The sequence below is a fragment of the Bradyrhizobium sp. AZCC 1721 genome (assembly GCF_036924715.1).
Lineage (GTDB): Bacteria > Pseudomonadota > Alphaproteobacteria > Rhizobiales > Xanthobacteraceae > Bradyrhizobium.
The window spans coordinates 1045001-1070576 of the sequence record NZ_JAZHSB010000001.1 but is presented as its reverse complement, the minus strand read 5'-3'; the positions used below and the strand labels follow the sequence as shown (position 1 = coordinate 1070576).

Sequence of the window (25576 nt, the reverse complement as noted above, 5' to 3'; positions counted from 1 at the left end):
CAACCCCGCTGAACAGCCTTTAACCCTCGGGAGAATGCTTCCTGCTTCGAGCGCCATTTGAGCACATTGCCGATACTTTCCAGGCCCGGCGCAGATCAGCGACCATCTTACGCCAAGCGTCGCCGCTCGACCCGCCGAAGCGGCGGACGTAGGCCGGGTGAAAAGTGATTTGCAGGGGACGGCCATCAAATTGGAGCTTTGCCTTCCGCGACGCTCGGATCGAACGCGACGCCCTGAATAGGTGAGCCGCCGTGCTGCCAAGCGCAACGACTACGCGCGGCTTCGAGCGCCGGATGTCCGTCAGTACCGCGGCGCCGTATTGATTGATTTCCTCGATAGTCGGAGCGCGATTGCGCAGCGTGGATTTTTCCGTGCATTCTATCGGCCGAAATGGAATCGCGTTGGCCAAACGCAGTTGTCTGAGATCGATCCCAGCCTGCTCGAGCAGTTTGCGCAACGCGCAGCCAGCCGGTCCGACAAAGGGCCTTCCCTGCTCAGCTTCTTCGGCGCCGGGTGCCTCGCCAACCAAGTATAGCCGCGGTCGCCGGAAGAGACCCTCAGGCGCGACCCGGCGCTGATCGAGTCGCTTGTTGGCAATGCTTGTCTCGGCCATCGGTGTCTACACTCGCCAAAAAGCCTGGTAACGCGAATGTCGTTCGGCCATCTCATCTTGCTTTTGCGGGTGATGACGTACGCGCCCCCCAACAGAGCCTTGCCAACATGATCAAGGGCATCAGTGCCGTTCGACGAGCTCTAACATCGGTCTTTAATGCGACATCAGTACCGGAACGGTCATCGTGTCGAGAATGCCACGCGTCACGCCCCCGAGGAAGAACTCGCGCAGCCGCGAATGGCCGAAGCCGCCCATTACGATAAGGTCGGCTGATAGATCTGCCGCGTGCGACAGGATCACGTTTGTGACATCAGCCCCATCGGCGGTGAGCGCTTTGGTGCTGGCATTCAAGTCGTGGCGCGCCAAGTGTCTGCCAACGGCCGCCAGGGATTCTTCGGCTTCCCGACCCCTATTGCCTACGTTGATCACCTCGATCGACTTCGCGCGCTCCAATAACGGCATTGAGTCCGCGAGCGCCCGCGCGGCAGTGCGGCTTCCGTCCCAGCAGACGAGAATGCAGCCGAGCTTGATGCCGTCCGTTTGGATACCGGGTACGACGACGATAGGCCGACCGGATTCAAACATCGCTGCTTCAGCGGCAAGACCCGTGGAGGTCGTCACTTCGGGCTCGGCCCGCGCAACGATTGCAAGATCGAACGTCCGAGCAATACGGCCAAACGTCCTTGGGATTCCTTCAATGCTGGTCTCGACCATCTGCGCCTCGGCAGGAAGATGAGCCTGCGCCGCTGCCTGTTTGAATCTTTCGATGGCCCCGTTTGCCGCCCTGGCGCTCTCTTCGCGCAGGGACTCGATTAGGTCGGCCGGAACAGCCTCCATGCCACCAGCCACAATCGCTGGGGAGTGACACATTGCGATCCCTGCAATCTGGGCGTCGAACATCCTGGCAACGGATATCGCGTACGCTGCTGTTGGATCGCGAGAGTTACCGGTCGCCAAGTTGACGACAATGTCTCGAATCACGGCCAGCCTCCTCATGATGAGCTGCCCTTGTGGGGCAAAGGGCTTGCGAGTTCGTTCGTGTAAAGCGGCCGCTCAAAATGAAGAACTCCGGGCGGTCCGCATTAGTTCCGGGCGCAAAGGCCAGTGGCGCGGTCCCGCCGAGAGCAGAACACGTCCGTCCTCAGGTTTCGCGATCGTAGAAGGATTGCTCCATCATCCGCTGTGTCCCAGCCGCTGCTTGGGCACAATTGCCGGCTGCGGCGAGAGCCGCCCGCCGTGCGCCTCTTCGTGCATCGACCGCAAATAGTGCTCGGCGTGCTGAAGATAATTTTCCGCTGCGATCAGATCTCCCTTCAGCGCTTCAGCGCGAGCCAAATCTACGTAGCGCTCGTAATTCCTTTGTGCGCTCCGAGACTGCCTCGGGGGGCGGGTCCTGACGACTTTGCTTTTCCGTGACTGTGTTCTTATCGCCATTGTGGTAGCTGTAAAATTGATCTTCTGCGCAAGGCTATCGCCGACGACGCGTTCTGGTCCGGGCTGCCTTTTTGGCTGCCGCAGAGCGCTGCGCCGGGCCTTTGGTCTTTACGGCCTTCCGAGCCGCCGCTGAGCGGGCCGAGGCGGAGCGACGCGAGGCGGCGCTTCGTGCCTGTTTCGACAGTGCCGCGCGTGACGCCGTGCCGCGTGGTTCGCGCTTGAGGGTCTGCGATACAGCACGTGAAACGCGCGGCCGGCGTCGGGTCTTTCGCTTGCCTTGGCCTGCCTCATAGGCGTATTCGGCGCTTTTGCGGGTCCTTGCCTTGGCCTTGCCTTTTGCCGGCGGACGAAGCGGGACGCCCGCGCGCCGTGCCTTGGATAGGCCGATTGCAATCGCCTGCTGTGGCGATCTCGCTCCATGTTGGCCGCGGCGGATTTTGCGAATCTCCTCGTGCACAAACTCGCCCGCCTGGGTGGTTGGCGACTTGCCCGCGCGCTTGTCCCGCTTGGCTTTCTGCACTCTCCTCCGCTCTGGCATGATCGTCTCCAGTTGCTGGTGCATCGCCCCGCGAAAAGGCTTTGCCAGTGGCCGTTCTCTCAAGACACTAACGTCCGACCGCGGGAAATGGTCCCGGACGCTTAGGCCAGATACCCACGAGCGCCGGCTCACTGCTTGTCACCGAGAATTTCGGCCGATCTCGTACGATGCACGCGACGCTCTGTACGGCGGCTTGGACGCGATCTTGGGCTGGATGGCCCGCCAGGACGATGGCAAGTCCACCAAAACGAAAAACTCCCGCAGCGTCAGCTACGGGAGTGTCGGTATCGTTGGTTGCGGGGGCAAGATTTGAACTTGCGACCTTCAGGTTATGAGCCTGACGAGCTACCGGGCTGCTCCACCCCGCGTTAAACCGTTGCACTGCCTTCGAAAAAAACCGGACCCGACGTGAAGCCGGCCAACGCGTGGTTGCGCCGATCGATCCCGTCCGGAGGCTTCCTGAGAAGGCGACCCGGGCAAGGCCATCGGGTGCGAGGGGTATGTATCAACGTCACCTCGCTTTGGAAAGGGGCAAGAAGGGGCTTTTGCAGATTTTATGACAGCAAAAACGAGGAGTTGGAGCGCCAAAACCGGCGTTTGGAACCGCTCTTGCCATAAACGCCGCAAAAGCGGAGTTTTGCGCCCAAAGCCGCGGCCCATCAGGTCGCCAGAACAAAAGTCCGGGAGGGGGCATGGGCGTGACCGATATCTTCGATTTCGTGGTGGTGGGTGGCGGCTCCGGTGGCTGCACGGTGGCGGGCCGGCTATCGGAGGATTCGAAGACGTCGGTGGCGCTACTCGATGCCGGCGGCCGGAATGACAATTGGGTGGTCACGACGCCGTTCGCGCTCGTGCTGATGGTCGCAGGCCCCGTCAACAACTGGGCCTTCAGCACCGTGCCGCAGAAGGGCCTCAACGGTCGCATCGGCTATCAGCCGCGCGGCAAGGGGCTCGGCGGCTCCTCGGCGATCAACGCGATGGTCTATATCCGTGGCCACCGCGCCGACTATGATCAATGGGCCTCGCTCGGCAATACCGGCTGGTCGTTCGCCGACGTGCTGCCCTACTTCAAGCGCGCCGAAGACAATGCCGATTTTGACGGCGAATACCACGGCAAGGGCGGTCCCCTCGCGGTCAACAAGTCGCGCACCGGCAATCCGGTGCAGCAGATTTTTCTACAGGCGGCGCAGGAAGCGCAGTTTCGCCTGCGCGAGGATTTCAACGCCGACGAACACGAAGGCCTCGGCATCTATCAACTGACGCAGCGGAACGGCGAGCGCTGCAGCGCCGCGCGCGCCTATATCCACCCGCATATGAGCAACCGTGCCAATCTGCGCGTCGAGACTCAAGCCCACGCCACACGCCTCATGTTCGAAGGCAAGCGCGCGGTCGGCGTCGAATATCGGCAGGGCAAGGAGCTGAAGCAGATCCGCGCCCGGCGCGAGGTGATCCTCTCCGCCGGCGCGTTCCAGACCCCGCATCTCCTGATGCTGTCGGGTATTGGCGACAGTATCGAGCTTGCAAGGCACGGTGTCGCCACCGTGCATCACCTGCCTGGCGTCGGACAAAACCTGCAGGATCACCCGGATTTCGTGTTCGGCTACATGTCCGACAATCCCCACTTCAACGGCATTTCACTTAAAGCGCTGCCGCGGCTGCTGCGGGCCATCCGACAGTATCGCCGCCAACGCACCGGGCCGATGACATCGAATTTCGCCGAATGCGGCGGCTTCCTGAAAACCCGACCCGATCTCGACATCCCCGATATTCAGCTTCATTTCGGCATGGCGATGGCCGACGATCACGGCCGCAAGCGCCATCGCGGCACCGGCTTCTCCTGCCACGTCTGCCTGCTGCGGCCGAAGAGCCGCGGTAGAATTTCGCTGTTCGGTGCCGATCCATTTGCGCCGCCGCTGATCGACCCGAATTTCTTCGGTGACGCGGACGACCTGGAAGCCATGGTCGCCGGCTTCAAGACCACGCGCCGGCTGATGGAGACGCCGGCGCTGCGCGCGTTGCAGAAGAAGGAGATGTTCACGGAAGGCGTGCATAGCGATGACGATATCCGCGACGTGTTGCGCGCCCCGGTCGACACCGTCTATCACCCGGTCGGCACGGCCAAGATGGGCGTCAACGATCCCATGGCCGTGGTCGATCCGAAGCTGAAAGTGTACGGCGTCGAAGGAATGCGCGTGGTCGATGCGTCGATCATGCCGACCCTGATCGGCGGCAACACCAATGCGCCGACGATCATGATCGGGGAAAAGGCCGCCGACATGATAAGAGCGGAGATGCGGGCGGGTTGATTTTCGTTGTAGCGCTCCTCTGTCATTGCGAGGAGCGAAGCGACGAAGCAATCCATCTATCCGTTATGCCGTGGCATGGATTGCTTCGCTACGCTCGCAATGACGTGGAGAGACCCGTTTCCGGGATCGCAATATGCAATATCAGCAGGCTCGGCGGCTTATCAGCGGCGCGCGACTTGGCTAGAGTGGCCGCATCGGACTACAAGAACATCACCTGACGCAACGGGAGAGAAAAAGTGGATCTTGGGATCAAAGGCCGCCGTGCCATCGTCTGCGCATCGAGCAAGGGCTTGGGCCGCGCCTGCGCTATGGCGCTGGCCAATGAGGGCGTGCATGTCACGTTGACCGCGCGCGGCGCGGAGGCGCTGAAAAAGGCGGCCGACGATATCCGCAAGGCCAGTCCCGGCGTCACGGTAACCGATATTGTCGGCGACATCACGACGCCCGCCGGCCGCGAAGCCGTGCTGAAGGCCTGTCCCGAACCAGACATCCTGATCAACAATGCCGGCGGCCCGCCGCCCGGCGATTTCCGCAACTGGACCCGCGACGACTGGATCAAGGCGATCGACGCCAACATGCTGACGCCGATCGAACTGATCAAGGCGACGGTGGACGGCATGATGGCGCGGAAATTTGGCCGCATCGTCAATATCACCTCGGCCGCGGTGAAGGCGCCGATCGACATATTGGGGCTTTCCAACGGCGCGCGCGCCGGACTCACCGGCTTCATCGCGGGACTGTCGCGCAAGACCGTGATCAGCAACGTCACCATCAATGCGCTGCTGCCGGGACCGTTCGACACCGACCGCCTGCGCGGTGTGGGGAAAGCAGAAGCCGAGAAGCGCGGCATCCCGCCGGACCAAGTGTTTGCCGAGCGCGCCAAGCAAAATCCAGCGGGGCGGTTCGGCGATCCGGACGAGTTCGGCTACGCCTGCGCCTTCCTGTGCGGCGCCAAGGCCGGCTTTATCACCGGCCAGAACATCCTGCTGGACGGCGGCGCTTTCCCCGGCACGCTGTGAAGGCAGTCTGGTACGAGCGAACCGGGCCAGCACAGGAAGTGCTGGCCTATGGCGAGACGCCGACGCCGGTGGCCGGCCCGGGCGAAGTCCGGGTGCGGCTGGAGGCGTCCGGCGTCAATCCCGCCGATGTCGGCCGCCGCGGCGGCGGCTACCGGCCGATGGAATATCCGCGCGTCATTCCCAACAGCGACGGCGCCGGCATCATCGATCAGGTCGGCGACGGCGTCACGCGGCTCAAGATCGGCCAGCGGGTCTGGCTGTTCAACGGCCAGCGCAATGGCCGCGCGTTCGGCACCGCGGCTGAATATATTGCGCTCGCCGAACATCTGGTGACGCCGCTGCCGGACAGTCTGTCGTTTGCCGAAGGCGCCACGCTGGGCATTCCCGGCATGACGGCATGGTGCTGTCTCTATTGCGACGGGCCGATCGTGGGGCAGACGGTGCTCGTCACCGGCGGCGCCGGCGCGGTCGGGCACTACGCCGTGCAGCTCGCCAAATGGGGTGGCGCCAAGGTGATCGCGACCGTCAGTTCGGCGGCCAAGGCCGAGCAGGCACGTCTCGCCGGCGCCGATCTCGTCGTCAACTACAGGACGGATGACGTTGTTGCGAAGGCGATGGCCTTCACCGGGCAGCGCGGCGTCGACCGTGTTGTCGATGTCGATTTCGGCGGCAATATCGCGACCACGCTGAAACTGATGGGCACCAATTCGACGATTGCGGTCTACGCCACCAACGGCAACCGCACGCCGGTCGTACCAATGCGCGAATTGATGGAGAAATGCATCGCGGTCCGCGCGCTCGTGCTGTTTGCGCTGCCGCCGCCGCTACTGGCGGCGGCGCAGGCCGACATCACGAAATGGCTGTCGGCAGGCCGGCGCATCCACAACGTCGCCGCGCAGTTTGCACTCTCGGACACCGCGCTGGCGCACCTTGCGGTGGAGAAAGGCGACAAGCTGGGCACGGTTATCGTGGATTGCGCTCGTCTTCTTCCCGCTGGCTGACACCGGAGGAATCCGCCGTCGTTCGCTCCTCGTTCCAGGTAAGGCCGAACTCGTCGAGCCCCTGCGCCAGCAAATCTCCAAGCATCGGCTCGCCAAGAAGATAGCGCGCGGTGTCGAGGTCCCGCTGGCCTGCCGCCTCCGTACGCAGATCCTCCCATTCCTCGATGGTGGCGTCGCCGCGCCCCAGTCGCATCAGGGCAACGAGAGCGACCCTCTCGTCCTCGGAAAGCGAGTTGATGAAGCCGGTGATCTCGCTGACGACCGGATCTTTTCCGTTGTCCTGCAGCACGTCGATCATGTCGTCATCGCCCGCGTTCGACCCTGAGTCCGGATCGGATGCCCCTTCCTTGACGTCGAACTGCCGGGCTTTCTCGATCAGAAAGCCGATTTTCTCGGGCGAAATCATGAGTTCTGGCATCGCATGTTCCTCATACGGGCTATGCGATAACGCCGAACGCTGTCGGATGATCCATTGCACCGGCTGATGGAAACCCGCATCCTCGCCCGAACAATCAGAAACGAGAGGATGCGCCGGATGCAGTGGAACGTGGGCAGGGTCAGGATCACGAGAGTTGTCGAAATGGAGACTGTCGGCAGCACCCGTTTCATTCTTCCGCTCGCGACCAACGAGGAAATCCGGAAACTGCCTTGGCTGATCCCGCAATTTGCGACCGAGGAAGGCCGGCTGAAAATGTCGATCCATTCGTTCCTGGTCGAGACTCCGTCGCGCCGGATCATCGTCGATACCGGTCTTGGCAACGACAAACAGGGCCGCAATGTGCCGACCTGGAACAACCGAAAGCACCCGTTCCTCGACATGCTGACAGCGGCGGGCTTCCCGCCCGACAGTATCGATACCGTGCTGTGCACGCACCTGCATGTCGACCATGTCGGCTGGAACACGAAACTCATCGACGGCAAATGGGTGCCGACCTTCGCCAATGCCCGATATGTGTTCGGCAGAGGCGAATACGAGCACTGGCGCGACCACAGCGATGCGCCGGACAAGCTCGCCGTGTTCGACGATTCCGTGAAGCCGATCGCCGACGCCGGCAAATCCGAGCTCGTCGCCAGCGATGCCAGATTGACGGATGAAATCACGCTGATCCCGACCCCCGGCCACAGTCCCGGCCACATGAGCGTCCACATCAAGTCGGACGGCGAGGAAGCCCTGCTGACGGGGGACGTCGCCCATCATCCGTGCCAGATGGCGCATCTCAACTGGTCCTCGACCGCCGATTCCGATCCCCGGCAGTCGGCCGAAACCCGACGCGAACTGTTTTCGCGCTTCGCCGACACGCCGACGCTGGTGATTGGCGGGCACTTCAGTGCCGGTCACATCAAGCGCGATGGCGACGCTTTCCGGTTCGTGGCGGTGGGGTGACTCCGGACTGCCTGCCCCCTCATGGTGAGGACGCGCAAAGCGCCGTCTCGAACCATGTAGGCCCCACTCGGGCCACATCCTTCGAGATGGCCGCGCTGCGGCCTCCTCAGGATGAGGGTCTGGTATGTAGCGCTGGGGTCGGTCGGCAGTTGAATTTCCTGCCCCGCTGTTCCATGAAGCGTGCCGAGGTATACCACCAATAGGGTCTGATAACCCGCAGGGAGCGATAAAATGAAGCTTGTTCGTTACGGCGCCAAGGGTGCGGAAAAGCCCGGCCTGATCGATAAATCCGGCCAGTTGCGCGATCTTTCCGCCCACGTCAGGGATCTCGACGGGGATGCCTATGCGCCGGCCTCGCTGGCCAAGCTGGCGGCGCTGGATACCTCCGAGCTTCCCGCCGTCGACGGCAAGCAGCGCCTGGGCGCGCCGGTCACCGGCATCTCGAAATTCGTCGCGATTGGCCTGAACTACAGCGACCACGCCAAGGAGACGGGATCGCCGATCCCGACCGAGCCGATCTTCTTCATCAAGGCCAACACCTCGCTGTCGGGCCCGAACGACGCGGTCGAGAAGCCGCGCGGCTCCACCAAGCTCGACTGGGAAGTCGAGATCGCCGCCATCATCGGCACCCGCGCCAAGTATGTCTCGGAGGCCGACGCGCTCAACCACATCGCCGGCTACTGCGTCTGCAACGACGTCTCCGAGCGCAACTTTCAGATCGAGCGGCTCGGTCAGTGGACCAAAGGCAAATCGCACGACACGTTCGGCCCGCTCGGCCCGTGGCTAGTCACCAAGGACGAAATCCCCGACGTGCAGAACCTGTCGATGTGGCTCGACGTCAACGGCAAGCGCTGCCAGACCGGATCGACCTCGACCATGATCTTCTCGATGGCGAAGTGCATTTCGTATGTCTCGCAGTTCATGACGCTGTTGCCGGGCGATATCGTCACCACCGGCACCCCGCCCGGCGTCGGCCTCGGCATGAAGCCGCCGACCTTCCTCAACGTCGGCGACGTCGTTACGCTCGGCATCGAAGGGCTCGGCGAGCAGCGCCAGGAAATCGTCGCGGCCTAGATGTCATACCCCGCGAATGCGGGGTATCCAGTACGCCGCGGCGTGGGTGAGAAAACCGAACCGCCGCGGGGTACTGGATCATCCGCCTTCGCGGATGATGACATCGAGTGGTCGTCATCGCCGGACAAAACAAGAAGAAGCCCTCGAGGACAGCATGAAACTCACCTTCTCTCCCGCCTCGCCGTTCGCCCGAAAAGTCCGCATCGTCGCGATCGAAACCGGTCTGATCGACCGAATCGAATTCACTCCGGCGACGGTTGCTCCGGGTCAACCCAATGAAGAATATTCGAAGATCACGCCGCTGAAAAAGCTGCCGGTGCTGATCCTCGACAATGGCGACGTCATTCTCGATTCCTACGTCATCGTCGAATATCTCGACGAGCTCGCCGGCGGCGGAAAGTTGATCCCCGCATCCGGGCCTGAGCGATGGAAGGTGAAGAGCGACCATTCCCTGCTGCAGGGCATGCTCGATTCCATGCTGCTGTGCCGGTACGAAAAAATGGTGCGGCCGGAAGGGCTGCGCTGGGACGCCTGGCATGACGACCATTGGAATCGCGCGTGGGCCGGCATGGCGCGGTTCGAGAACAAGCCCGACGTGCTGTCCGGTCCGTTCAACATTGCGCAGATCGGCCTGGTTTGCGTGCTCGGCTATGCCGACTTCCGCTTTGCCGATTGCGGCTGGCGCAAGGCCTATCCAAAGCTCGATGCCTTCCATCAGAAGATGATGGAGCGGCCGTCGGTGAAAATCTCGGCGCCGCCGCCGGCGTAACCCAAACAACGGAGACGGTAGCATGCGCGAGGTTGGCAAAAAATTGCGGCACCTCGGCTTCGCTGCCGTTTTCGCGCTCGCCGCATCTGGCGCATCCGCCCAGCTACAGGAATTCTCCACCGGCCAGCGCAATCTCGCCGGCGGCAGCCCAGACGCGATTGGCGACGGTTGGCTGACTGCTGGCGGCCGGCAGATCGTTTCGGTCGAATGGATCGAGCAATCAGTCACGCCGCGTTTTCGGGCGATCGGTTTTTTCGGCGACCTGCCAACTTCATTATTCCTTACGTCCGGGACAACAACGCGCGACAATTCAGCAGGAAAACCATGAGCCTGAAATTTGCCGTCGGCGACCTCACCATCCACCGCATCATCGAGCAGGAAACCACCTTCCTGCCGGCTTTGGAGATGCTGCCGGGGCTGACCCCGGAGGTCTTGGCCGAGAACCGACCGTGGATGCAAAAGTCCGGCGCGCTCGACCATGACGACGTGCTGATCCTCTGCTTCCAGTCTTACGTCGTGAAGACGCCGCACCACACCATCCTGATCGATAGCTGCATCGGCAACGACAAGCCGCGGCCGCAGCGGCCGAAATGGAACATGAAGACGGACGACACCTATGCGCGCGCATTGGCCGCCGCCGGGATTTCCATCGAAGACATCGACTACGTCATGTGCACGCATCTGCATGCCGATCATGTCGGCTGGAACACGCGGCTCGATAATGGCCGCTGGGTGCCGACCTTCCCGAAAGCGCGTTACGTGTTCGACAAGACCGAATTCGACTACTGGACCGAGACGCACGCGAAGACGCCGGTGCCGCCATTTGGCGACAGCGTGCTACCGGTCGTCGAGGCCAAACAGGCCGAAATCGTCCGCAGCGACTACGCCATCGGCGATCACACCCGCATCCTGCCGACGCCGGGCCATACGCCCGGCCATGTCGCCTTCACCTTCGGTCGGGCCAAGGATGACGCCGTATTTTCGGGCGACCTGATGCACTCGCCGCTGCAGACGCGCTATCCGGAACTATCCGTGAAGTTTGACGTCGATCCGGCGCAGGCGGCGGCGACGCGGCGCGGTTTCCTGGAACGCTACTGCGACACCGATACGCTGTGCTGCACCGCGCATTTCCCGTCGCCTTCGGTTGGGAAGATCCGGCGCGCGGGCAACGGATTTATCTGCGAGGCGATATGAGCTCGAACCCGTCCGATTTCGAGACGCTTTGGGTCGAAACTGTCGACGAGCACGTGACCATCGTCCGGCTCAATCGGCCGAACGCTTCGAACGCGCTCAATACCCAGATGGGCCGCGATCTCGTGCGCTATTTCGAAGACGTCGCGCTCGATTCCATGAGCCTGCGCTGCATCGTGCTGACCGGCGCCGGTGACAAGGCGTTCTGCGCCGGCGGCGATTTGAAGGAGCGGCATGGCATGACGGATGAGGCGTGGACGCGCCAGCACGTCATTTTCGAGCGCATGGTGCGGGCGCTGATCGACTGCCCCGTCCCGATCATCGGCGCCGTCAACGGCGCGGCCTATGGCGGCGGCTGCGAGATCGCAGGCTGTTGCGATTTCCTCTACGCCGCCGAGAGCGCGCGCTTCGCGCTGACCGAGGTGACACTCGGCATCATGCCGGGTGGCGGCGGCACGCAAACCTTGCCGCGCGCCGTCGGCGAGCGCCGCGCCAAGGAGCTGATCCTGACCGGCAAGCCGTTTACTTCAGCGGAAGCACGTGACTGGGGTTTTGTGAACGAAGTCTTTCCGCTGTCCGAACTATTGCCGGCGGCGCTGGCGACCGCCTCGCGGATAGCCCGCAACGCACCGATGTCCGTCCGGCAGGCAAAGCTCTCGATCCATCGCGGCCTGCAACTATCCCTGCGGGACGGCCTCGCGCTCGAGATCGAGGCCTATAACCGCATGGTGCCGACGGAAGATCGCCGCGAGGGCGTGCTGGCCTTCAACGAGAAGCGGCCGCCCAATTTCAAGGGCCGGTGAACGCATAGCGTTTTCGAGCGAAGCCCGCCCCGGACGTGATCCGGGGTGGGTACCGGTTCGCGCGAAGAAAACGCGTCAAAACAAGAGCCTGGAGCTTCGGTTCTGATTCAGTCAGAACCGAAGATCTAATCGAACAGGCTCGGCGTGTGGTTCACCGCCGCGCCTTCGATCGCCAGCATCTTCAGCTTCGTCACCACCCCGCCATTGGCGGAGAAGCCGCCGGGCTTGTTGCCCGCCGCCAGCACGCGATGACACGGCACCACGATCGGACAGGGGTTGCGCCCGAGCGCCTGACCGACGTCGCGCGACAGCTCCACGCCGCCCAGCTTCTTGGCGATATCGCCATAGGTCATGGTCTTGCCCGGCGGTATCGTACGCGCGATGTCATAGACACCGCGGTTGAATTCGGGGACGCCATCGAGATCGAGCACGACGTCGGCGAGATCGTTCGGCTTGCCTTCGAGCAGTTCGACGATGCCGTCGATCGCGGCCTGCACCTTTGCCGGCGGCGGCGTCTCGATCAGGTCGCCATGGCGCTGCTGCAGGCGGGTGCGGGTCTTCTTCTCGTCGCCCATCGGCAATTGCACCGAGGTAATGCCGCGCTCGCCCCAGACGATGCCGCAGCGGCCGATCGCGGTGTCGAATATCGTAAAATGGTGCCCGGTCATGACTGGCTCCATATTCTCCTGTTCAGTGCCACCCAGCTTTCCTCTCAGGTTCAAATCTAGGCTTGGAGATTATTGCTATCCACCCGAATCCCGGGGGAACTTGACGGCATGAACAACTTCCGCTGATCTGGGGCTCCCACCGACGCCGTTCAATGGGCCCTCGCCTGCTTCCAATTCCGCGAGCTTCGTATGCAAACCTTTCACGTCAACGGCTATGACATGGCCTATCTCGACGTCGGCTACGGCGCCGGCAATGGCCCGCCGCTGGTGTGCGTGCATGGCTCGCTGTGCGATTTTCGGATCTGGTCGTCGGTGCTGGGACTGCTTACGCGCAAGCATCGGGTGATCGCGCCGTCGCTGCGGCATTTCTTCCCGGAGCATTGGGACGGCGTCGGCGATACCTATTCGATCGCCCAGCATGTCGAGGACGTGATCGGCTTCATCGAAAAGCTGGACACAAGGCCAGTCGACCTGATGGGCCATTCCCGCGGCGGGCACATCTGCTTCCGAGTCGCGCAGCGCCGGCCTGATCTGCTGCGCAAGCTGATCCTGGCCGAGCCCGGCGGCGAACTCGATGCCACGCTCGATCCGGCTTACATGCCCGGTCCCTCGCCGCTGGCCGGAATGATCGCGGCTTCCGCCAGCGTGATCGCCAAGGGCGACATCGACGGCGGCCTGCAGATTTTCATGGATGCGCTGGAAGGTCGCGGCGCCTGGAAGCGCCTGCCGGCGACGCCGAAGCAATTGCTGCGCGACAACGCGACGACGCTGATCGGGCAGATGCGCGACCACCGGCCGCCCTTCTCCAAGGCGGATGCAGAAGCGATCACGACGCCGACGCTGTTCATCGGCGGCGCCAACACCAAGGGTACGCTGCCAAAGGTGCTCAATGCCTTGGCCGCCAACGTCAGGGGATCGCGCGTCGAGATTATCCCGGGGCCACGCATCCGATGTTCGAACAGGCGCCGCAGAAATATTGCGAAATCGTGCTGTCGTATCTCGGGGAGGATTGATCGCGATGCAGACCTTGAACATCAACGGCTACGACATGGCCTATCTCGATGTAGGCCAAGGCGCTACCAACAGCCCGCCGCTGGTTCTCGTGCACGGTACGCTCGGCGATTTCCGCACCTGGAACGCAGTGCTGGGGCCGCTGTCCAAACGCCACCGCGTGATTTCGCTGAGCCTGCGGCGATTCTTTCCGGAGCATTGGGACGGCATCGGCAACGACTATCTGATGGCGCAGCACGTCGCCGACGTCATCGGCTTCATCGAAAAACTGAATGCCGGGCCGGTCGATCTGATCGGCCATTCGCGCGGCGGCCATATCGGATTCCGGGTGGCGCAGGCGCGGGCTGATTTATTGCGCAAAGCCGTCCTTGCCGAACCGGGCGGCGATCTCGAGCCGTCGCTGCAGCCGAGCAGTCCACCTCCTGGCCCCGTGCCGCTGGGCCCGCGCATTCCGGTCGCGGCCGAGATGGTGCGAAACGGTGACATCGACGGCGCGCTGGCGCTGTTCGTCGATGGCATCGACGGCGAAGGCGCATGGGCGCGATGGCCGGCGGTGGCGCGGCAGCAATTGCGCGACAATATCCATACGCTGCTCGGTCAAGTCGGCGAAAACCGCAAACCATTCCTGAAGAGCGAAGCGGAGGCGATCAGGACACCGATGCTGCTGATCGGCGGCGGCGACACCAGGGGCGCGCTGGCGGTAATCTGGCGCGTGCTGGCCGAACATATTCCGGGCGCGCGGACGGCGGTGATCCCCGGCACGCGCCACTGGATGTTCGAACACGCACCGCAGGAATTTTGCAACGTCGTACTGGATTGCATGATGGCGTCGCCATCCTGTTGGATGGGGCGCCGGCGGCCCCTCGAGTACTGGTCAGGTCCTGCAAGACCGTGGGAATCTTAGGACCGCCGGCGTTACGGTCTGACACGCGCACGGTAGAGAGGGCCTGAGCCCGCATTGCAATCCGGCGTGCCGACCAGATGCATATTCTGTCGGAGAACAGCCACATGGACAAGATGGTGATCGGGGTGGACGTTGCCAAGGAGTGGATCGACATTGCGATCGCGGGTGACAGTCGGGTCAAGCGGATCGCGAACAGTGAGCGAGCGATTGACGCTTGGTTTATGCAGATCGGGGCCGGCTCGATCGGCCTGGTCGCGTTCGAGCCGACGGGCGGCTATGAGCGGCTTCTGCGACGGTGTCTCCGCCGCGCGAAGGTCGCCTTCAAGCAGGTGCACCCGAACGAAGTCGTCGCCTATCGCAGGCGGCGTGGCATCAAGGCCAAGACGGACCGCATCGACGCCAAATTGTTGGCCGACTTTGCCGCCGAGGAGCTCGCTCGCCGCGACATCGAGTCGGTTCCAGAGGCCGATGAGGTCTTACGTGAACTCGCATCGCGGCGCCGGCAGTTACAGGCTCTGCTGCATGCCGAGACCTGCCGCTGCGACGTGGCAGACAGCGCCATTGTGCGCAAGAGCCTGCGGGCGGTCATTGCCGCCCTTGAGCGTTCACTCGCTACGGTCGACAAGGCCATCGCCGAACGCATCGCAAGCTCCGCGCATGCCGAGACCAGCCGGCGGCTGCAAACCTTCTGCGGTGTCGGCCCCGCCATCGCGGAAACATTGATCGCGGACCTGCCGGAACTCGGACATCTGTCAGGCAAGAAAATCGCGGCCCTTTGCGGCCTTGCCCCGCACACGCGCGACAGCGGCAAGCAGCACGGGCATGCGTCCATTGGTCATGGCCGCTCCAGCGTGCGCAAAGTGCTCTTCAACGGCGCCCGCAGCGCGATCCAGCACAATCCGGTCATGAAGGCCTTCTACCGACATCTGGTCGATGACAATCATCGCCTGGGCAAGGTCGCGCTCACCGCCGTCATGCGCAAAATGCTGGTGACGCTCAACGCCATGATCCGTGACCGATCAGATTGGAGACACGCAGCCAGGCCTGCGGCATGAGCCTTCGATCATGGCAAGCCAACGCGGCAGCGAGCGCAGCCGGTCAAGGCCGGCATCGCCGCCGCGCAGCGGTCGCCTTGACCGGCGAGCACGATGCCGCACTCTCGCCCATGATCGACCTCTTGACGAACATCACGGTAGATTTCCTGGCGGCGTAGATGCGCCGCCGACTTCTTACTTTTGGTCGAGCCGCCACGCACCATCCCAATCCGCGGCCGGCGGGTTGAGCTGAAAATTCTCGACACGCTTGGCCAGCGCCGTGGCCGGTCCGTCGCTGGGGACCGCCTCGAGCGCCGCATGAAAGGCCAGGCGCGCATCGTCCCAGCGGCGCTCCCGATAGGCGGCGAGACCTTCGGCATATCGCTCCCGCAACGCCAATTGCTTGTCGGTGAGCTCGCCCTTGCGCCCCAGGATATCGAACACTGCCTGGGGAACGGTCTGACCAGCAACCACCAGCCGATCGATCTCGCGGGATTCGACCGCATCGCCGGCCGCCGTGATCGCAACCTCCGAAACCAGCGAATGGCTACCATAGACCTTGTTGGCGTTCTCCAGTCGCGAAGCGAGATTAACCGCGTCCCCCATCACCGTGTAGCTCATCATGAATTCCGAGCCGATGCTGCCGACCAGCACTTCGCCGGTGGCAACCCCGATGCGAACGTCGCAGTCGCTCGGCACGGTGCGTATGCCGAGCAATTCGGGCAACTCCCTGCGCAGCGCCGTACCGCGGTCGGCCATCTCGACGGCGGCGAGGCAGGCCAGGCGCGCCTGCTCGCTGTGCTCGGTAAAGGGAGGCCCCCAATAGGCCATGATCGCGTCGCCGATATACTTGTCAATGATGCCACGATGGCTGCGGATCGGCTCCGACATCGTCGACAGGTAGTGGTTCATCACCTTGACGAGGCCCTGGGGCGTCATACCCTCGCTGAGGCTGGTAAAGCCCTGCATGTCGCAGAACAGCACGGTCATCACCCGCCGCTCGCCGGCGCCGGCAGTCAGCGATCGCTGGTCGATCAACCCTTCCACCACGCGCGGATCGACGTAGCGGCCGAAAGTCTCGCGCAGGTGCTCCTTGTGGCGCAGTTGCTCGACCATGTTGTTGAAGGCGGTCGTGAGCTGGCCGATTTCGTCGCGCGTGGTGACGTCGATCGATCCGTCGAGCCGGCCGGCCTCGACGGCGCGGGTGCCGTCCAGCAGCCGCCGCACCGGGCGAGTAATACCGATGCTGACAAAAAACGCGAACGTCAGTCCGAGGATGGCCGCAAGCATCGTCACGATCGCGGAGATGACAATCGCGCGCTGCTGATCCCGCATCGTCACGGCCGCATCGCTGCGGACCTGCTCCAGCATGTCGTGCCGGATTTCCTCAATCTTGCGATTGAATTCGTCGCGGAGCGCATCGGTCCGAACAAGGCTAGCCCGCACCTCGGGCATGTTGCCGGAATCGAGCTGCGGCCAGATCCGCTTATGCTCTTCGTCCAGATAACGGCGAAGGTCGCTCGTTATGGTCTCGATCCGATTTTCGATCCGTCCGAGCTTGGCGTCGTCGGAGACGGTGGTCGGATCATCAATGATTGCAATGATCAGGGCGCGTGCGGCCTGCGCCTCCTGGTCGATCTCCCGCCCTTTCGCCTCATAGATGGTTTGCTGATCTGCAAAGGCGGTCTCGTCCGGCGGCGTTTGTATCTTGATGAACACCATCCGGCGAACCACCACCGCCTGCTCCAGGGAGCGGACGTTCATTCGCGCCAGATGCCCATATGCTTCGACATATTTGGTCGTCAGCTCATCGAGCTGATGAGCAATTTTTCGCGTCATCACCGTCGACAGCGCCGAGATGATCACCATCAGAAAGATCAGCCCGATAGCGATGCCGAGGATTCGCTTGCGGATGGTCGGTCGCAGCATCGAGGTATATTCTAAAACCAGGGACATGTTGGGAAACGGATAAAGGCAACAAAAAGCGAAAGCCCGGCCGATCCGGCCGGGCTTGATGTTTAGCGCGCGCCGGTGAATTAAGCACGTTCCGGCGCGTTAAAATTGACGATAGTTTTGGGGATGCCGTCCCCGCTACACCTTCCAGACGCCCACAGGCTGACGCACGGCTACATTGAGCCTGTTCCAGACATTGATGTTGGCGATCGCCAGTATCAACGCCGAGAGCTCCGCCTCGTCGAAATGCTTGTCGGCCTCGCTCCAGACCTCGTCCGGCACCGGATCGGCACGGTCGCTGATCCGTGTCAGCGCTTCCGTCAACGCCAGGGCCGCGCGCTCGGCTTCGGTGAAATAAGGCGTGTCGCGCCAGGCGGCCACCGCGAACAGGCGGTCGTCGGTTTCGCCGGCCTTCCTGGCGAGTTTCGGGTGCATGTCGACGCAGACGCTGCAGCCGTTGATCTGGCTGGCCCGCAGGTGCACCAGTTCGAGCAGCTTTTCCGGCAGGCTGTTCTTGGTCAGGTCGCCCAGCGCCTGCAGCGCCTTCATGGCGTCGGGAACGACCATGACGGGATGATTCATTCGGGCTTGCATCATTTTGCGCTCCATATGGTTGGTTCTGTTTTTGACGCGGCGGCGCCGATTTGCTGTCACATCGGCGCGCTTTCGTTCGTCATCACCATGACGGAACGCGACATGGGAATGTGACCGATGGACGAGAAAAAGTTTCTGGCTGAGAGATTCGAGGCCAACCGGCCCCATCTGCGGGCGGTGGCCTACCGCATGCTGGGTTCGACCAGCGAGGTCGATGATGCCGTGCAGGAAACCTGGCTGCGGCTGAGCCGTTCCGATACCAGCGCGGTCGAAAACCTCGGGGGTTGGCTGACCACGGTCGTCGCCCGCGTCTGCCTCGACATGCTGCGCTCGCGCAAATCGCGGCGCGAGGAACCAATGGGTCCGCACGTGCCGGAACCTGTCGCCGATGACGAGCATGGGCGGGACGCAGAGATGGCCGACTCCGTCGGCGCAGCGCTGCTGGTGGTGCTGGAAACGCTCGCGCCTGCGGAGCGGCTTGCTTTCGTGCTGCACGACATGTTCGCGGTGCCGTTCGAGGAGATCGCGCCCATCGTCGGCCGCACGCCGGCCGCGGCACGGCAACTGGCCAGCCGCGCCCGTCGCCGGGTGCAGGGCACGCCGCCGCCGGATCCCGACTTTGGCCGGCAGAAAACCATCGTCGAGGCCTTCATCAAGGCTTCCCGCGAGGGCGACTTCGAAGGGCTGCTCGCGGTGCTCGATCCCGAGGTGGTGTTCCGCGCCGATTCCGCCGCGCAGCGACTGGGCTCGTTCGCGGAAATCCGTGGCTCTGCTGCAGTTGCCGAAGTCTTCAAGGGACGCGCACAAGCCGCCAAGCCGGCGCTGGTCGACGGTGCAATCGCGCTCGCTGTCATTCTCGGAGGGCAACTGCGCATCGTGGTGCGGCTGACGATCAGTGGCGACAGGATCTCGGCGGTGGAAGCGGTGGCCGATGCCGAGCGGATCGAACAGTTCGACGTAAACCTGCTCACGTGAGCGGCGTCACCTTTGCTGCGGAGAACACGATTGACTGAACCGGCATCCGGCCGGGATCGCCGAATTCGCGGCGAAACGCCTGCGCCATCGTGTCGACGATCTGGTCCGGATCGACGCCGCCGCGCGCCCGGACCTGATCGATCAGCGGATTACCATGGACGGCTGCCCGCGCGAAGGTCGCGACGTCAGAGAGTTCTCTTACCTGCCTGATCACGGCAATGCCGATGTCGCCGAAGCCAGCCGTGATCAGCATCTCCTTGATCGGATCGATCTGGTGGCAGGAGAACGGCACGTTGTAAAACTGCGGCGGGTCGGTCGCGAAGAAACGGCCCGCCACTTCATGCGCGATCCGGCCGAACGGATTGTAGCGGTGAGAGTCCCAAACGCTGAGCACGTAGCGGCCGCCGGGCGCGAGCACACGATTGGCCTCAGAAAAGGATTTTGCCTGGTCCGGAAAGAACATTAGGCCGAACTGACAAACGATCGCATCGAAGCTTGCATCGGCGAATGGAAGCGCGACCGCATCGGCGGGCTGGAAGGCGACCTGCTCGCCGGTCTGAAACTTGGCGCGGGCAATATCGAGCATCGGCGGATTGAAATCGGTCGCCGTCAGTTGGGTATCGGCCGGCAACGCATCGCGTAACTTGCGCGTAACGATGCCGGTGCCGGCCGCCGTCTCCAGGACGCGCGCCGGGCGGCCAGCCGCGACGCGTTGCGCAATGTCAGCGGCATATTCGACGAAAATGACCGGTCCGAGGCCCTGATCGTAATAATGCGGGATGCTGCCCGTGAAACTCGCGGCATTGTCCATGATCAATCCTCCGATCACGCGCCCCGTCGAAATATAGCCTGCCGGGCGCGCGGCAATTGTGAGTCTCCCCACAGCCCCTTGACGCAGCCAGGGCCGGTCGCTAATTTCTGAATTCGGAATTCCGTATTCCAAAATGGGACGACCGGCATGATCCCCGTGGATCCACTCCCCAACCTGATCGACCAGGTCTATGCCCGGATCCTCGAGGCGATCACCGATCGTTCGTTGCCGCCCGGGCATCGCATCCGGCAGAACGAGCTTGCAGAAAAGCTCGGCGTATCGCGCCAGCCGGTGTCCCATGCGCTGCATCTGCTGCATCGGCAGGGGCTCGTCGCCGAAAGCGGCCGCCGCGGCTTTGAAGTCATCCGGCTCGATCCCGAACGCATCCGCCAGCTCTACGAAGTGCGAGGCGCGATCGACGCGCTGGCGGCAAAGCTCGCGGCTGGGCGGGCGAGAGCCGATGCTTCCGGGCGCGCGCAGCTCGAGGCGGCGCTGCAGGCCGGGCGGAGCATCGGCAAAGACACGCCGCTTTCGCGGCTGATCGCCCTCGACGTCGATTTTCACAGCGCCGTCTATCGCCTCGCGGGCAATCCGGCGATCGAGGAAATGATCGCGCCGCAATGGCCGCATATGCGCCGCTCGATGGCGACGGTGCTGGCAGAGCTCGATTACCGCGAACGCGCCTGGGAAGAGCATGAGGCGATCGCCGCGCAGATTCTCACCGGCAACGCCAGGGCGGCGGAGGCCACAGCGCTGGCGCATGCGCAGACGGCCGGGCGGATGACTGAAGAGAGACTGAGGGCGACGGATAGAGCGGCGTAACAACGCGCGGTCGTTCCGGGGCATGCGAAGCATCGAACCCGGAATGACAACAACAAGAACCAAAGGAGGAAACACCATGAAACTGACGCCACAGCAGATCGAATTCTTCAACCGCGAAGGCTGGCTGTTCCTGCCGGAGTTGTTCAGCCCGGAGGAAGTGGATTATCTCGCCCGCGAGGCCGTCAGCATCTACGACGCCAACCGCCCGGAGGTGTGGCGCGAGAAGAGCGGCGCGCCGCGCACCGCCTTTGCCGCGCATCTCTATAACGAGGCGTTCGGCGCTCTCGGCGCGCATCCACGCATGATCGAGCCGATCGAGCAGATCTTCGGCGAGAAGGTCTACATGCATCAATTCAAGATCAACGCCAAAGCCGCCTTCACCGGCGATGTCTGGCAGTGGCATCAGGATTACGGCACCTGGAAGCGCGACGACGGCATGCCGGAGCCGCGCGCGATGAACATCGCGATCTTCCTGGACGAGGTAATGCCGATCAACGGCCCGTTGATGCTGGTGCCGAAGAGCCAGCACGCCGGCGACCTCAAGGCCTCGCATGATCTGGAAACGACGTCCTATCCGCTGTGGACCCTGGATGAGGAGACTGTCACCCGGCTGGTGAAGGAAGGCGGCATCGTCGCGCCCACCGGCAAGGCCGGCGGCATGCTGATGTTCCACGGCAACCTGGTGCACGGATCAAGCGGCAACATCACGCCCTACCCGCGCAAGATCGTCTACCTGACGCTGAATGCGGTCTCGAACTACATCCGCACCCCCACGCGGCCCGACTACATCGCGCATCGCGACTTCACGCCGATCCAGACGGTGGACGACGACGCGTTGCTGCGGCTCGCGCGTGCGCATCGGCAAGCCGCGGAGTGAGGCTCTCTCGTGCCCCGGACGCAGCGCAACATGCAACGTTGCGCTGCTGAGCCGGGGCCCACTCCCATCGTATCCATGGGTCCCGGCTCTGCGGAGCAGCACTTCGTGCTGCACCGCGTCCGGGACACGATAACTGGAAACTCTCATGAACCTCCACCACCTTCTCAATGCCCGACTGGCGGCCGGCAAGCCGGTTCGCGTCGCGCTGATCGGCGCCGGAAAATTCGGCTCGATGTTCTTGTCGCAGGTGCCGCATACGCCGGGACTCGAAGTGCCCGTCATCATCGACATCGATCGCGATCGCGCCCGCGAAGCCTGCCGCACCGTCGGCTGGGATCAGGCGCGCATCGCGCGGACGGTCTTCACCGACGACGGCGCGCGCGCGATCGCCGACAGCGCAGTGGACGTCGTGGTGGAAGCTACCGGTAACCCGGCCGTCGGCATTAGGCATGCCCGCGCGGCCATTGCGGCGGGCAAGCATGTCGTGATGGTCAATGTCGAGGCCGACGTGCTGGCCGGGCCGCTACTGGCGCAGGAAGCGCGCAAGGCTGGCGTGGTCTATTCGCTGGCCTATGGCGACCAGCCGGCGCTGACCGCCGAAATGGTGGACTGGGCGCGCGCGACGGGCTTTCGCGTCGTCGCCGCCGGCAAGGGCACCAAATACCTGCCCGCCTATCACGACGTGACGCCGGACGGCGTCTGGCAGCATTACGGGCTGACGGCGGGCGAAGCGCAATCGGCCGGCATGAATCCGCAGATGTTCAACTCGTTTTTGGACGGCACCAAGTCCGCGATCGAAATGGCGGCGATCGCGAATGCGACCGGACTGGACGTGCCGTCGGACGGGTTGCTGTTTCCACCTTGCGGCGTCGACGATCTGCCGCATGTGATGCGGCCACGTGAGGCGGGCGGCGTGCTGGAGAAGGCCGGCCTTGCGGAAGTCGTGTCTTCGCTGGAGCGCGACGGCCGTCCCGTATTCCGGGATCTGCGCTGGGGCGTCTATGTCGTGCTGGAAGCGCCGAACGATTACACTGCCGATTGCTTCAGGCAATATGGGCTGAAGACCGACGCATCAGGCCGATATGCGGCGATGTACAAGCCGTATCATCTGATCGGACTTGAGCTGAATATCTCGATCCTCTCGGCCGCGCTACGCAACGAGCCGACCGGTCAGCCGCATGATTTTCGCGGCGACGTCGCGGCGATTGCAAAACGCGATCTGCGCGCCGGCGAAATGCTGGACGGCGAAGGCGGCTACACCGTGTGGGGCAAGTTGATGCCGGCATCGAAAAGCCTCGCCGCCGGCGCGTTACCGATCGGGCTTGCTCATCGCGTCAAGCTGAAGAACGACCTCGCCCACGGCGAGGTGGTGTGCTGGAGCGATGTCGAGGTCGATGAAAACAGCGACACCATCAAGACGCGCAGGGCGATGGAAGCGGCATTCTCCACCAGACGATGATCACGCGGCGCGCGTCGGAAACAAGTTGCAGCCGAAAACTCCACTGCGCTGCGCATGCACTTCAGGTCGAATGATGGGCGCTGTCCTCCGCGCCTGCGCGGCGGAATTACCGCAATGCGGCAATCCGATTAACCAGTACTGCATCTGGGCCGCTCGATATTCAGGCAGCTCTTCGCACTTGCGGCTAACCAGAGCGCTTGATTATCAATCACCAATTCGTCATCCTGCCTTCAGGTCCACAAAGCCGGGAAAATTGATTGCAGCACCAAGAGCCTAGGTTTCAGGGCCCACATTCCTAAACAACAGTCCGGCACCGCCCATCGGAAAACCAGAGAAGACGACGTGAGATCGTTGTCCCTTGGTCGGTCTCGACGATAACAGAGGGGAGACAAATGAAACGTCGTGATTTCTTGAAGGTGGGCGGCGTCGGTCTTGCCGCGAGTGCGGTTGCCGCGCCAGCGATTGCGCAGTCCAACCCGGAGATAAAGTGGCGCTACACGGCAAGCTGGCCGAAGGCACTCGATACGCTGTATGGCGGCTGTGAATATTTCGCCAAGCGGGTTGCCGAAATCACCGACAACAAATTCCAGATTCAGGCGTTCGCGGCCGGCGAAATCGTGCCCGGTCTGCAGGTGCTCGACGCCGTCTCGAACGGCACCGTCGAGATGGGCAACACCGCGCTTTATTACTATTGGGGCAAGAACCCGGCGTTCACCTTCGGCACGTCGCTGCCGTTCGGCCTCAACACGCGCTCGCATATTTCCTGGCTGCGCTTCGGCGGCGGCATGGACATGCTCAACGACCTCTTGAAGGAGTATGGCTGCATCGGCCAGCCGACCGGCTCTACCGGCGCGCAGATGGGCGGCTGGTTCCGGAAAGAGATCAAGTCGATGGATGACTTCCGGGGCCTCAAATTCCGCGTCGGCGGTTTCGCCGGCACCATCATCGCCAAGGTCGGCGGCGTGCCGCAGCAGATCGCGGGCGGCGACATCTATCCGGCGCTGGAAAAGGGCACCATCGATGCGGCCGAGTGGGTCGGCCCTTACGACGACGAGAAACTCGGCTTCGTGAAGGTCGCGAAGTACTACTACTATCCGGGTTGGTGGGAAGGCACCGGCCAGGGCCACAACATCATGAACCTCGAAAAATTCAACGCGCTGCCGAAGCATTACCAGGCCGCGATCGAGACCGCGTCCTACGATACGTTCACCTGGGTCACCGGCAAATACGACTACGTCAATCCGCCGGCATTGAAGCGGCTGTTGGCTGCGGGCGCGATCCTCAGACCGTTCCCGCAGGAAGTGCTCGAGGCTTGCTACAATGCCGCCAACGGCATCTACGCAGATCTCGCCAAGAACAACCCGCACTTCAACAAGATGTATACGAGCCTGTCGGCGTTCCGCAACGAGTCGCTGGCATGGAATCAGGTGGCTGAGCTGAGCTACGACAGCTTCATGATGCGAATGCGCACCCGCACCTGAGGCGCACTACCGCTGACAAAAAGGAAGCCCCGGAGATTTCTCCGGGGCCTCTTCGTTGAACGGGTGGCTCTCTAATCTTTACGCGTTTTCTTCACGCGAACCGGTCCACCCTCGGATCACGTCCGAGGGCATGCCTCGCTTGAAAACGCTTGCGGCTTACTCGTCGCCCTCGCCGAGCGCCTCGGCGAGCTTGTCGTAGTATTTCGCGACGAGATCGATGTTGCCCTTGTTCTCGATTGCCGGCGGCGGCGACTTCAGCGCCTCATTGAGATCGGCCAGCACTGCCTTCTTGTCCTTGGCCGGCATCTTCTTGTCGGCCTGGACCTGGGAGATCTGTGCTTTGAGCACGGCTTCGGCGCCGACGAACTTCTTCGTCGCCGGATCGAAGCCGCCGAGCACCAGGCTGATGTTGTCGACGACGGTGTTGTATTCGTCGTAGCTGGCAAAGCCGTGCTTTTTCGCGACGGCGTCGAGTTGCGCATCGATCTTCGGGTCGGGCTTGGCGTTGTCGGGGATCTTATCGGTGATCGCGTCGACATCCTTTTGCGCCGCTAGCACGCTCTCGATCTGCTTGTCGGTCAGCGCGATCTGCTTGATGGCGGGGACCTCCTGCTGGGCAGGCGGCGGCGCGGCCTGGGCAGGAGCCTGCTTCGGCGGCGCCTGCTTGGCCTGCGCCAGCACCTCGCCGCTGGAAACGGCCGATAAGGCGAGCGCGAGACAGGCAGTGCTCAAGGCAACGGCGGCGGGGCGAAAGATCTCACGCATGGGACGCTCCTTTGAGAAATTAGACAGTGTTCGGACCTCGTCCAAGAGGTATGGGAACCCGGCTGAATGGCTTGTGAACTCGGGCGGAAG

26 protein-coding genes, 1 tRNA gene and 1 pseudogene are annotated in these 25576 nt (G+C 63.0%); 18 read left to right on the top strand and 10 right to left on the bottom strand.

Features of this window, described 5'->3' with window-relative positions:
- Positions 1-19 precede the first annotated feature (19 nt).
- The 4 genes from V1273_RS05190 to V1273_RS05175 all read right to left on the bottom strand — a co-directional run bounded on the left by V1273_RS05190 (position 20) and on the right by V1273_RS05175 (position 2953).
- Complete coding sequence (locus tag V1273_RS05190) at positions 20-613, bottom strand: uracil-DNA glycosylase (protein ID WP_334408923.1); 594 nt, start codon at positions 611-613, stop codon at positions 20-22.
- Positions 614-766: 153 nt separating this feature from the next.
- Complete coding sequence (locus tag V1273_RS05185) at positions 767-1594, bottom strand: universal stress protein (RefSeq protein ID WP_334366563.1); 828 nt, start codon at positions 1592-1594, stop codon at positions 767-769.
- Between the two features lie 192 nt (positions 1595-1786).
- Positions 1787-2047, bottom strand: coding sequence for a DUF4167 domain-containing protein (locus tag V1273_RS05180; RefSeq protein ID WP_442894064.1), 261 nt, complete (start codon positions 2045-2047; stop codon positions 1787-1789).
- Positions 2048-2876: 829 nt separating this feature from the next.
- Positions 2877-2953: transfer RNA gene (locus V1273_RS05175), tRNA-Met, on the bottom strand.
- A 330-nt stretch (positions 2954-3283) separates the two neighbouring features.
- Here V1273_RS05175 and V1273_RS05170 point away from each other — a divergent pair.
- From V1273_RS05170 to V1273_RS05160, 3 genes are all read left to right on the top strand, one after another.
- Positions 3284-4891, top strand: a complete 1608-nt coding sequence (locus V1273_RS05170) for a GMC family oxidoreductase (protein ID WP_334412173.1) — start codon at positions 3284-3286, stop codon at positions 4889-4891.
- A 236-nt stretch (positions 4892-5127) separates the two neighbouring features.
- Positions 5128-5910 carry an SDR family oxidoreductase gene (locus V1273_RS05165; protein ID WP_334408922.1) on the top strand — a complete coding sequence of 261 codons (783 nt, stop codon included), beginning with the start codon at positions 5128-5130 and terminating at the stop codon, positions 5908-5910.
- Positions 5907-6911, top strand: coding sequence for an NADPH:quinone reductase (locus V1273_RS05160; RefSeq protein ID WP_334408921.1), 1005 nt, complete (start codon positions 5907-5909; stop codon positions 6909-6911). The genes V1273_RS05165 and V1273_RS05160 overlap by 4 nt, the downstream gene beginning before the upstream one ends.
- Here V1273_RS05160 and V1273_RS05155 read toward each other — a convergent pair.
- Positions 6874-7329: a DUF3775 domain-containing protein gene (locus V1273_RS05155; protein ID WP_334383751.1), complete on the bottom strand. Its 456-nt coding sequence runs from the start codon at positions 7327-7329 to the stop codon at positions 6874-6876. The genes V1273_RS05160 and V1273_RS05155 overlap by 38 nt on opposite strands.
- Positions 7330-7446: 117 nt before the next feature.
- Between V1273_RS05155 and V1273_RS05150 the strand changes: the two genes are divergently transcribed.
- The 6 genes from V1273_RS05150 (at position 7447) to V1273_RS05125 (ending at position 12132) form a co-directional block, all read left to right on the top strand.
- On the top strand, positions 7447-8295 hold the full coding sequence (locus V1273_RS05150; protein WP_334408920.1) for an MBL fold metallo-hydrolase: 849 nt from the start codon (positions 7447-7449) through the stop codon (positions 8293-8295).
- Positions 8296-8526: 231 nt separating this feature from the next.
- Complete coding sequence (locus tag V1273_RS05145; RefSeq protein ID WP_334408919.1) at positions 8527-9369, top strand: fumarylacetoacetate hydrolase family protein; 843 nt, start codon at positions 8527-8529, stop codon at positions 9367-9369.
- 154 nt (positions 9370-9523) lie between these two features.
- Entirely contained in the window at positions 9524-10138 is a 615-nt protein-coding gene (locus V1273_RS05140; RefSeq protein ID WP_334408918.1) for a glutathione S-transferase family protein, read from the top strand.
- Positions 10139-10160: 22 nt separating this feature from the next.
- Positions 10161-10466 carry a hypothetical protein gene (locus V1273_RS05135; protein ID WP_334366556.1) on the top strand — a complete coding sequence of 102 codons (306 nt, stop codon included), beginning with the start codon at positions 10161-10163 and terminating at the stop codon, positions 10464-10466.
- Complete coding sequence (locus V1273_RS05130; RefSeq protein WP_334408917.1) at positions 10463-11332, top strand: MBL fold metallo-hydrolase; 870 nt, start codon at positions 10463-10465, stop codon at positions 11330-11332. Before V1273_RS05135 ends, V1273_RS05130 begins: the two co-directional genes overlap by 4 nt.
- On the top strand, positions 11329-12132 hold the full coding sequence (locus V1273_RS05125; protein ID WP_334366554.1) for an enoyl-CoA hydratase/isomerase family protein: 804 nt from the start codon (positions 11329-11331) through the stop codon (positions 12130-12132). Before V1273_RS05130 ends, V1273_RS05125 begins: the two co-directional genes overlap by 4 nt.
- Before the next feature lie 125 nt (positions 12133-12257).
- Here the strand turns inward: V1273_RS05125 and V1273_RS05120 are convergent, their stop codons facing one another.
- Entirely contained in the window at positions 12258-12800 is a 543-nt protein-coding gene (locus V1273_RS05120) for a methylated-DNA--[protein]-cysteine S-methyltransferase (RefSeq protein WP_334366553.1), read from the bottom strand.
- A 189-nt stretch (positions 12801-12989) separates the two neighbouring features.
- On the opposite strand from V1273_RS05120, the pseudogene V1273_RS05115 reads away from it, so the two are divergent.
- The 4 genes and pseudogenes from V1273_RS05115 (at position 12990) to V1273_RS05100 (ending at position 15928) form a co-directional block, all read left to right on the top strand.
- Positions 12990-13813, top strand: a pseudogene (locus tag V1273_RS05115) (alpha/beta fold hydrolase).
- Positions 13814-13818: 5 nt separating this feature from the next.
- Positions 13819-14715 (top strand): alpha/beta fold hydrolase, encoded by an 897-nt coding sequence (locus tag V1273_RS05110; protein ID WP_334408916.1) that lies wholly within the window; start codon positions 13819-13821, stop codon positions 14713-14715.
- Between the two features lie 77 nt (positions 14716-14792).
- The gene (locus tag V1273_RS05105; RefSeq protein ID WP_334408422.1) at positions 14793-15770 is read left to right on the top strand and encodes an IS110 family transposase; all 978 of its coding nucleotides are present in this window, start codon (positions 14793-14795) and stop codon (positions 15768-15770) included.
- Positions 15767-15928 carry a hypothetical protein gene (locus V1273_RS05100; protein WP_334408915.1) on the top strand — a complete coding sequence of 54 codons (162 nt, stop codon included), beginning with the start codon at positions 15767-15769 and terminating at the stop codon, positions 15926-15928. The genes V1273_RS05105 and V1273_RS05100 overlap by 4 nt, the downstream gene beginning before the upstream one ends.
- A 16-nt stretch (positions 15929-15944) precedes the next feature.
- Here V1273_RS05100 and V1273_RS05095 read toward each other — a convergent pair whose 3' ends face one another.
- Both V1273_RS05095 and V1273_RS05090 read right to left on the bottom strand, forming a co-directional pair.
- The gene (locus V1273_RS05095) at positions 15945-17678 is read right to left on the bottom strand and encodes an adenylate/guanylate cyclase domain-containing protein (RefSeq protein ID WP_334408914.1); all 1734 of its coding nucleotides are present in this window, start codon (positions 17676-17678) and stop codon (positions 15945-15947) included.
- A gap of 162 nt (positions 17679-17840) precedes the next feature.
- The gene (locus V1273_RS05090; protein ID WP_334366549.1) at positions 17841-18296 is read right to left on the bottom strand and encodes a carboxymuconolactone decarboxylase family protein; all 456 of its coding nucleotides are present in this window, start codon (positions 18294-18296) and stop codon (positions 17841-17843) included.
- Positions 18297-18413: 117 nt separating this feature from the next.
- On the opposite strand from V1273_RS05090, the gene V1273_RS05085 reads away from it, so the two are divergent.
- Positions 18414-19271: a sigma-70 family RNA polymerase sigma factor gene (locus V1273_RS05085; protein WP_334408912.1), complete on the top strand. Its 858-nt coding sequence runs from the start codon at positions 18414-18416 to the stop codon at positions 19269-19271.
- Here V1273_RS05085 and V1273_RS05080 read toward each other — a convergent pair.
- Positions 19264-20082 carry a class I SAM-dependent methyltransferase gene (locus tag V1273_RS05080; protein ID WP_334408911.1) on the bottom strand — a complete coding sequence of 273 codons (819 nt, stop codon included), beginning with the start codon at positions 20080-20082 and terminating at the stop codon, positions 19264-19266. The genes V1273_RS05085 and V1273_RS05080 overlap by 8 nt on opposite strands.
- A 147-nt stretch (positions 20083-20229) precedes the next feature.
- On the opposite strand from V1273_RS05080, the gene V1273_RS05075 reads away from it, so the two are divergent.
- From V1273_RS05075 to V1273_RS05060, 4 genes are all read left to right on the top strand, one after another.
- Positions 20230-20904: a GntR family transcriptional regulator gene (locus V1273_RS05075; protein WP_334366547.1), complete on the top strand. Its 675-nt coding sequence runs from the start codon at positions 20230-20232 to the stop codon at positions 20902-20904.
- 76 nt (positions 20905-20980) lie between these two features.
- Positions 20981-21781, top strand: coding sequence for a phytanoyl-CoA dioxygenase family protein (locus V1273_RS05070; RefSeq protein ID WP_334366546.1), 801 nt, complete (start codon positions 20981-20983; stop codon positions 21779-21781).
- Between the two features lie 145 nt (positions 21782-21926).
- The gene (locus tag V1273_RS05065) at positions 21927-23240 is read left to right on the top strand and encodes an NAD(P)H-dependent oxidoreductase (protein ID WP_334408910.1); all 1314 of its coding nucleotides are present in this window, start codon (positions 21927-21929) and stop codon (positions 23238-23240) included.
- Between the two features lie 392 nt (positions 23241-23632).
- Positions 23633-24721: a TRAP transporter substrate-binding protein gene (locus V1273_RS05060; RefSeq protein WP_057841585.1), complete on the top strand. Its 1089-nt coding sequence runs from the start codon at positions 23633-23635 to the stop codon at positions 24719-24721.
- A 156-nt stretch (positions 24722-24877) separates the two neighbouring features.
- On the opposite strand, the gene V1273_RS05055 is transcribed toward V1273_RS05060, so the two are convergent.
- On the bottom strand, positions 24878-25486 hold the full coding sequence (locus tag V1273_RS05055) for a hypothetical protein (protein WP_334408909.1): 609 nt from the start codon (positions 25484-25486) through the stop codon (positions 24878-24880).
- Positions 25487-25576 lie beyond the last annotated feature (90 nt).

What these genes read in the sequence shown, in the direction of transcription:
- V1273_RS05190 (WP_334408923.1), bottom strand. Translation starts at nt 613, where the DNA reads ATGGCCGAGACAAGCATTGCCAACAAGCGACTCGATCAGCGCCGGGTC.
- V1273_RS05180 (WP_442894064.1), bottom strand. Translation starts at nt 2,047, where the DNA reads ATGGCGATAAGAACACAGTCACGGAAAAGCAAAGTCGTCAGGACCCGC.
- V1273_RS05155 (WP_334383751.1), bottom strand. Translation starts at nt 7,329, where the DNA reads ATGCCAGAACTCATGATTTCGCCCGAGAAAATCGGCTTTCTGATCGAG.
- V1273_RS05150 (WP_334408920.1), top strand. Translation starts at nt 7,447, where the DNA reads ATGCAGTGGAACGTGGGCAGGGTCAGGATCACGAGAGTTGTCGAAATG.
- V1273_RS05145 (WP_334408919.1), top strand. Translation starts at nt 8,527, where the DNA reads ATGAAGCTTGTTCGTTACGGCGCCAAGGGTGCGGAAAAGCCCGGCCTG.
- V1273_RS05140 (WP_334408918.1), top strand. Translation starts at nt 9,524, where the DNA reads ATGAAACTCACCTTCTCTCCCGCCTCGCCGTTCGCCCGAAAAGTCCGC.
- V1273_RS05135 (WP_334366556.1), top strand. Translation starts at nt 10,161, where the DNA reads ATGCGCGAGGTTGGCAAAAAATTGCGGCACCTCGGCTTCGCTGCCGTT.
- V1273_RS05130 (WP_334408917.1), top strand. Translation starts at nt 10,463, where the DNA reads ATGAGCCTGAAATTTGCCGTCGGCGACCTCACCATCCACCGCATCATC.
- V1273_RS05125 (WP_334366554.1), top strand. Translation starts at nt 11,329, where the DNA reads ATGAGCTCGAACCCGTCCGATTTCGAGACGCTTTGGGTCGAAACTGTC.
- V1273_RS05120 (WP_334366553.1), bottom strand. Translation starts at nt 12,800, where the DNA reads ATGACCGGGCACCATTTTACGATATTCGACACCGCGATCGGCCGCTGC.
- V1273_RS05110 (WP_334408916.1), top strand. Translation starts at nt 13,819, where the DNA reads ATGCAGACCTTGAACATCAACGGCTACGACATGGCCTATCTCGATGTA.
- V1273_RS05105 (WP_334408422.1), top strand. Translation starts at nt 14,793, where the DNA reads ATGCATATTCTGTCGGAGAACAGCCACATGGACAAGATGGTGATCGGG.
- V1273_RS05100 (WP_334408915.1), top strand. Translation starts at nt 15,767, where the DNA reads ATGAGCCTTCGATCATGGCAAGCCAACGCGGCAGCGAGCGCAGCCGGT.
- V1273_RS05095 (WP_334408914.1), bottom strand. Translation starts at nt 17,678, where the DNA reads ATGCTGCGACCGACCATCCGCAAGCGAATCCTCGGCATCGCTATCGGG.
- V1273_RS05090 (WP_334366549.1), bottom strand. Translation starts at nt 18,296, where the DNA reads ATGCAAGCCCGAATGAATCATCCCGTCATGGTCGTTCCCGACGCCATG.
- V1273_RS05085 (WP_334408912.1), top strand. Translation starts at nt 18,414, where the DNA reads ATGGACGAGAAAAAGTTTCTGGCTGAGAGATTCGAGGCCAACCGGCCC.
- V1273_RS05080 (WP_334408911.1), bottom strand. Translation starts at nt 20,082, where the DNA reads ATGGACAATGCCGCGAGTTTCACGGGCAGCATCCCGCATTATTACGAT.
- V1273_RS05075 (WP_334366547.1), top strand. Translation starts at nt 20,230, where the DNA reads ATGATCCCCGTGGATCCACTCCCCAACCTGATCGACCAGGTCTATGCC.
- V1273_RS05070 (WP_334366546.1), top strand. Translation starts at nt 20,981, where the DNA reads ATGAAACTGACGCCACAGCAGATCGAATTCTTCAACCGCGAAGGCTGG.
- V1273_RS05065 (WP_334408910.1), top strand. Translation starts at nt 21,927, where the DNA reads ATGAACCTCCACCACCTTCTCAATGCCCGACTGGCGGCCGGCAAGCCG.
- V1273_RS05060 (WP_057841585.1), top strand. Translation starts at nt 23,633, where the DNA reads ATGAAACGTCGTGATTTCTTGAAGGTGGGCGGCGTCGGTCTTGCCGCG.
- V1273_RS05055 (WP_334408909.1), bottom strand. Translation starts at nt 25,486, where the DNA reads ATGCGTGAGATCTTTCGCCCCGCCGCCGTTGCCTTGAGCACTGCCTGT.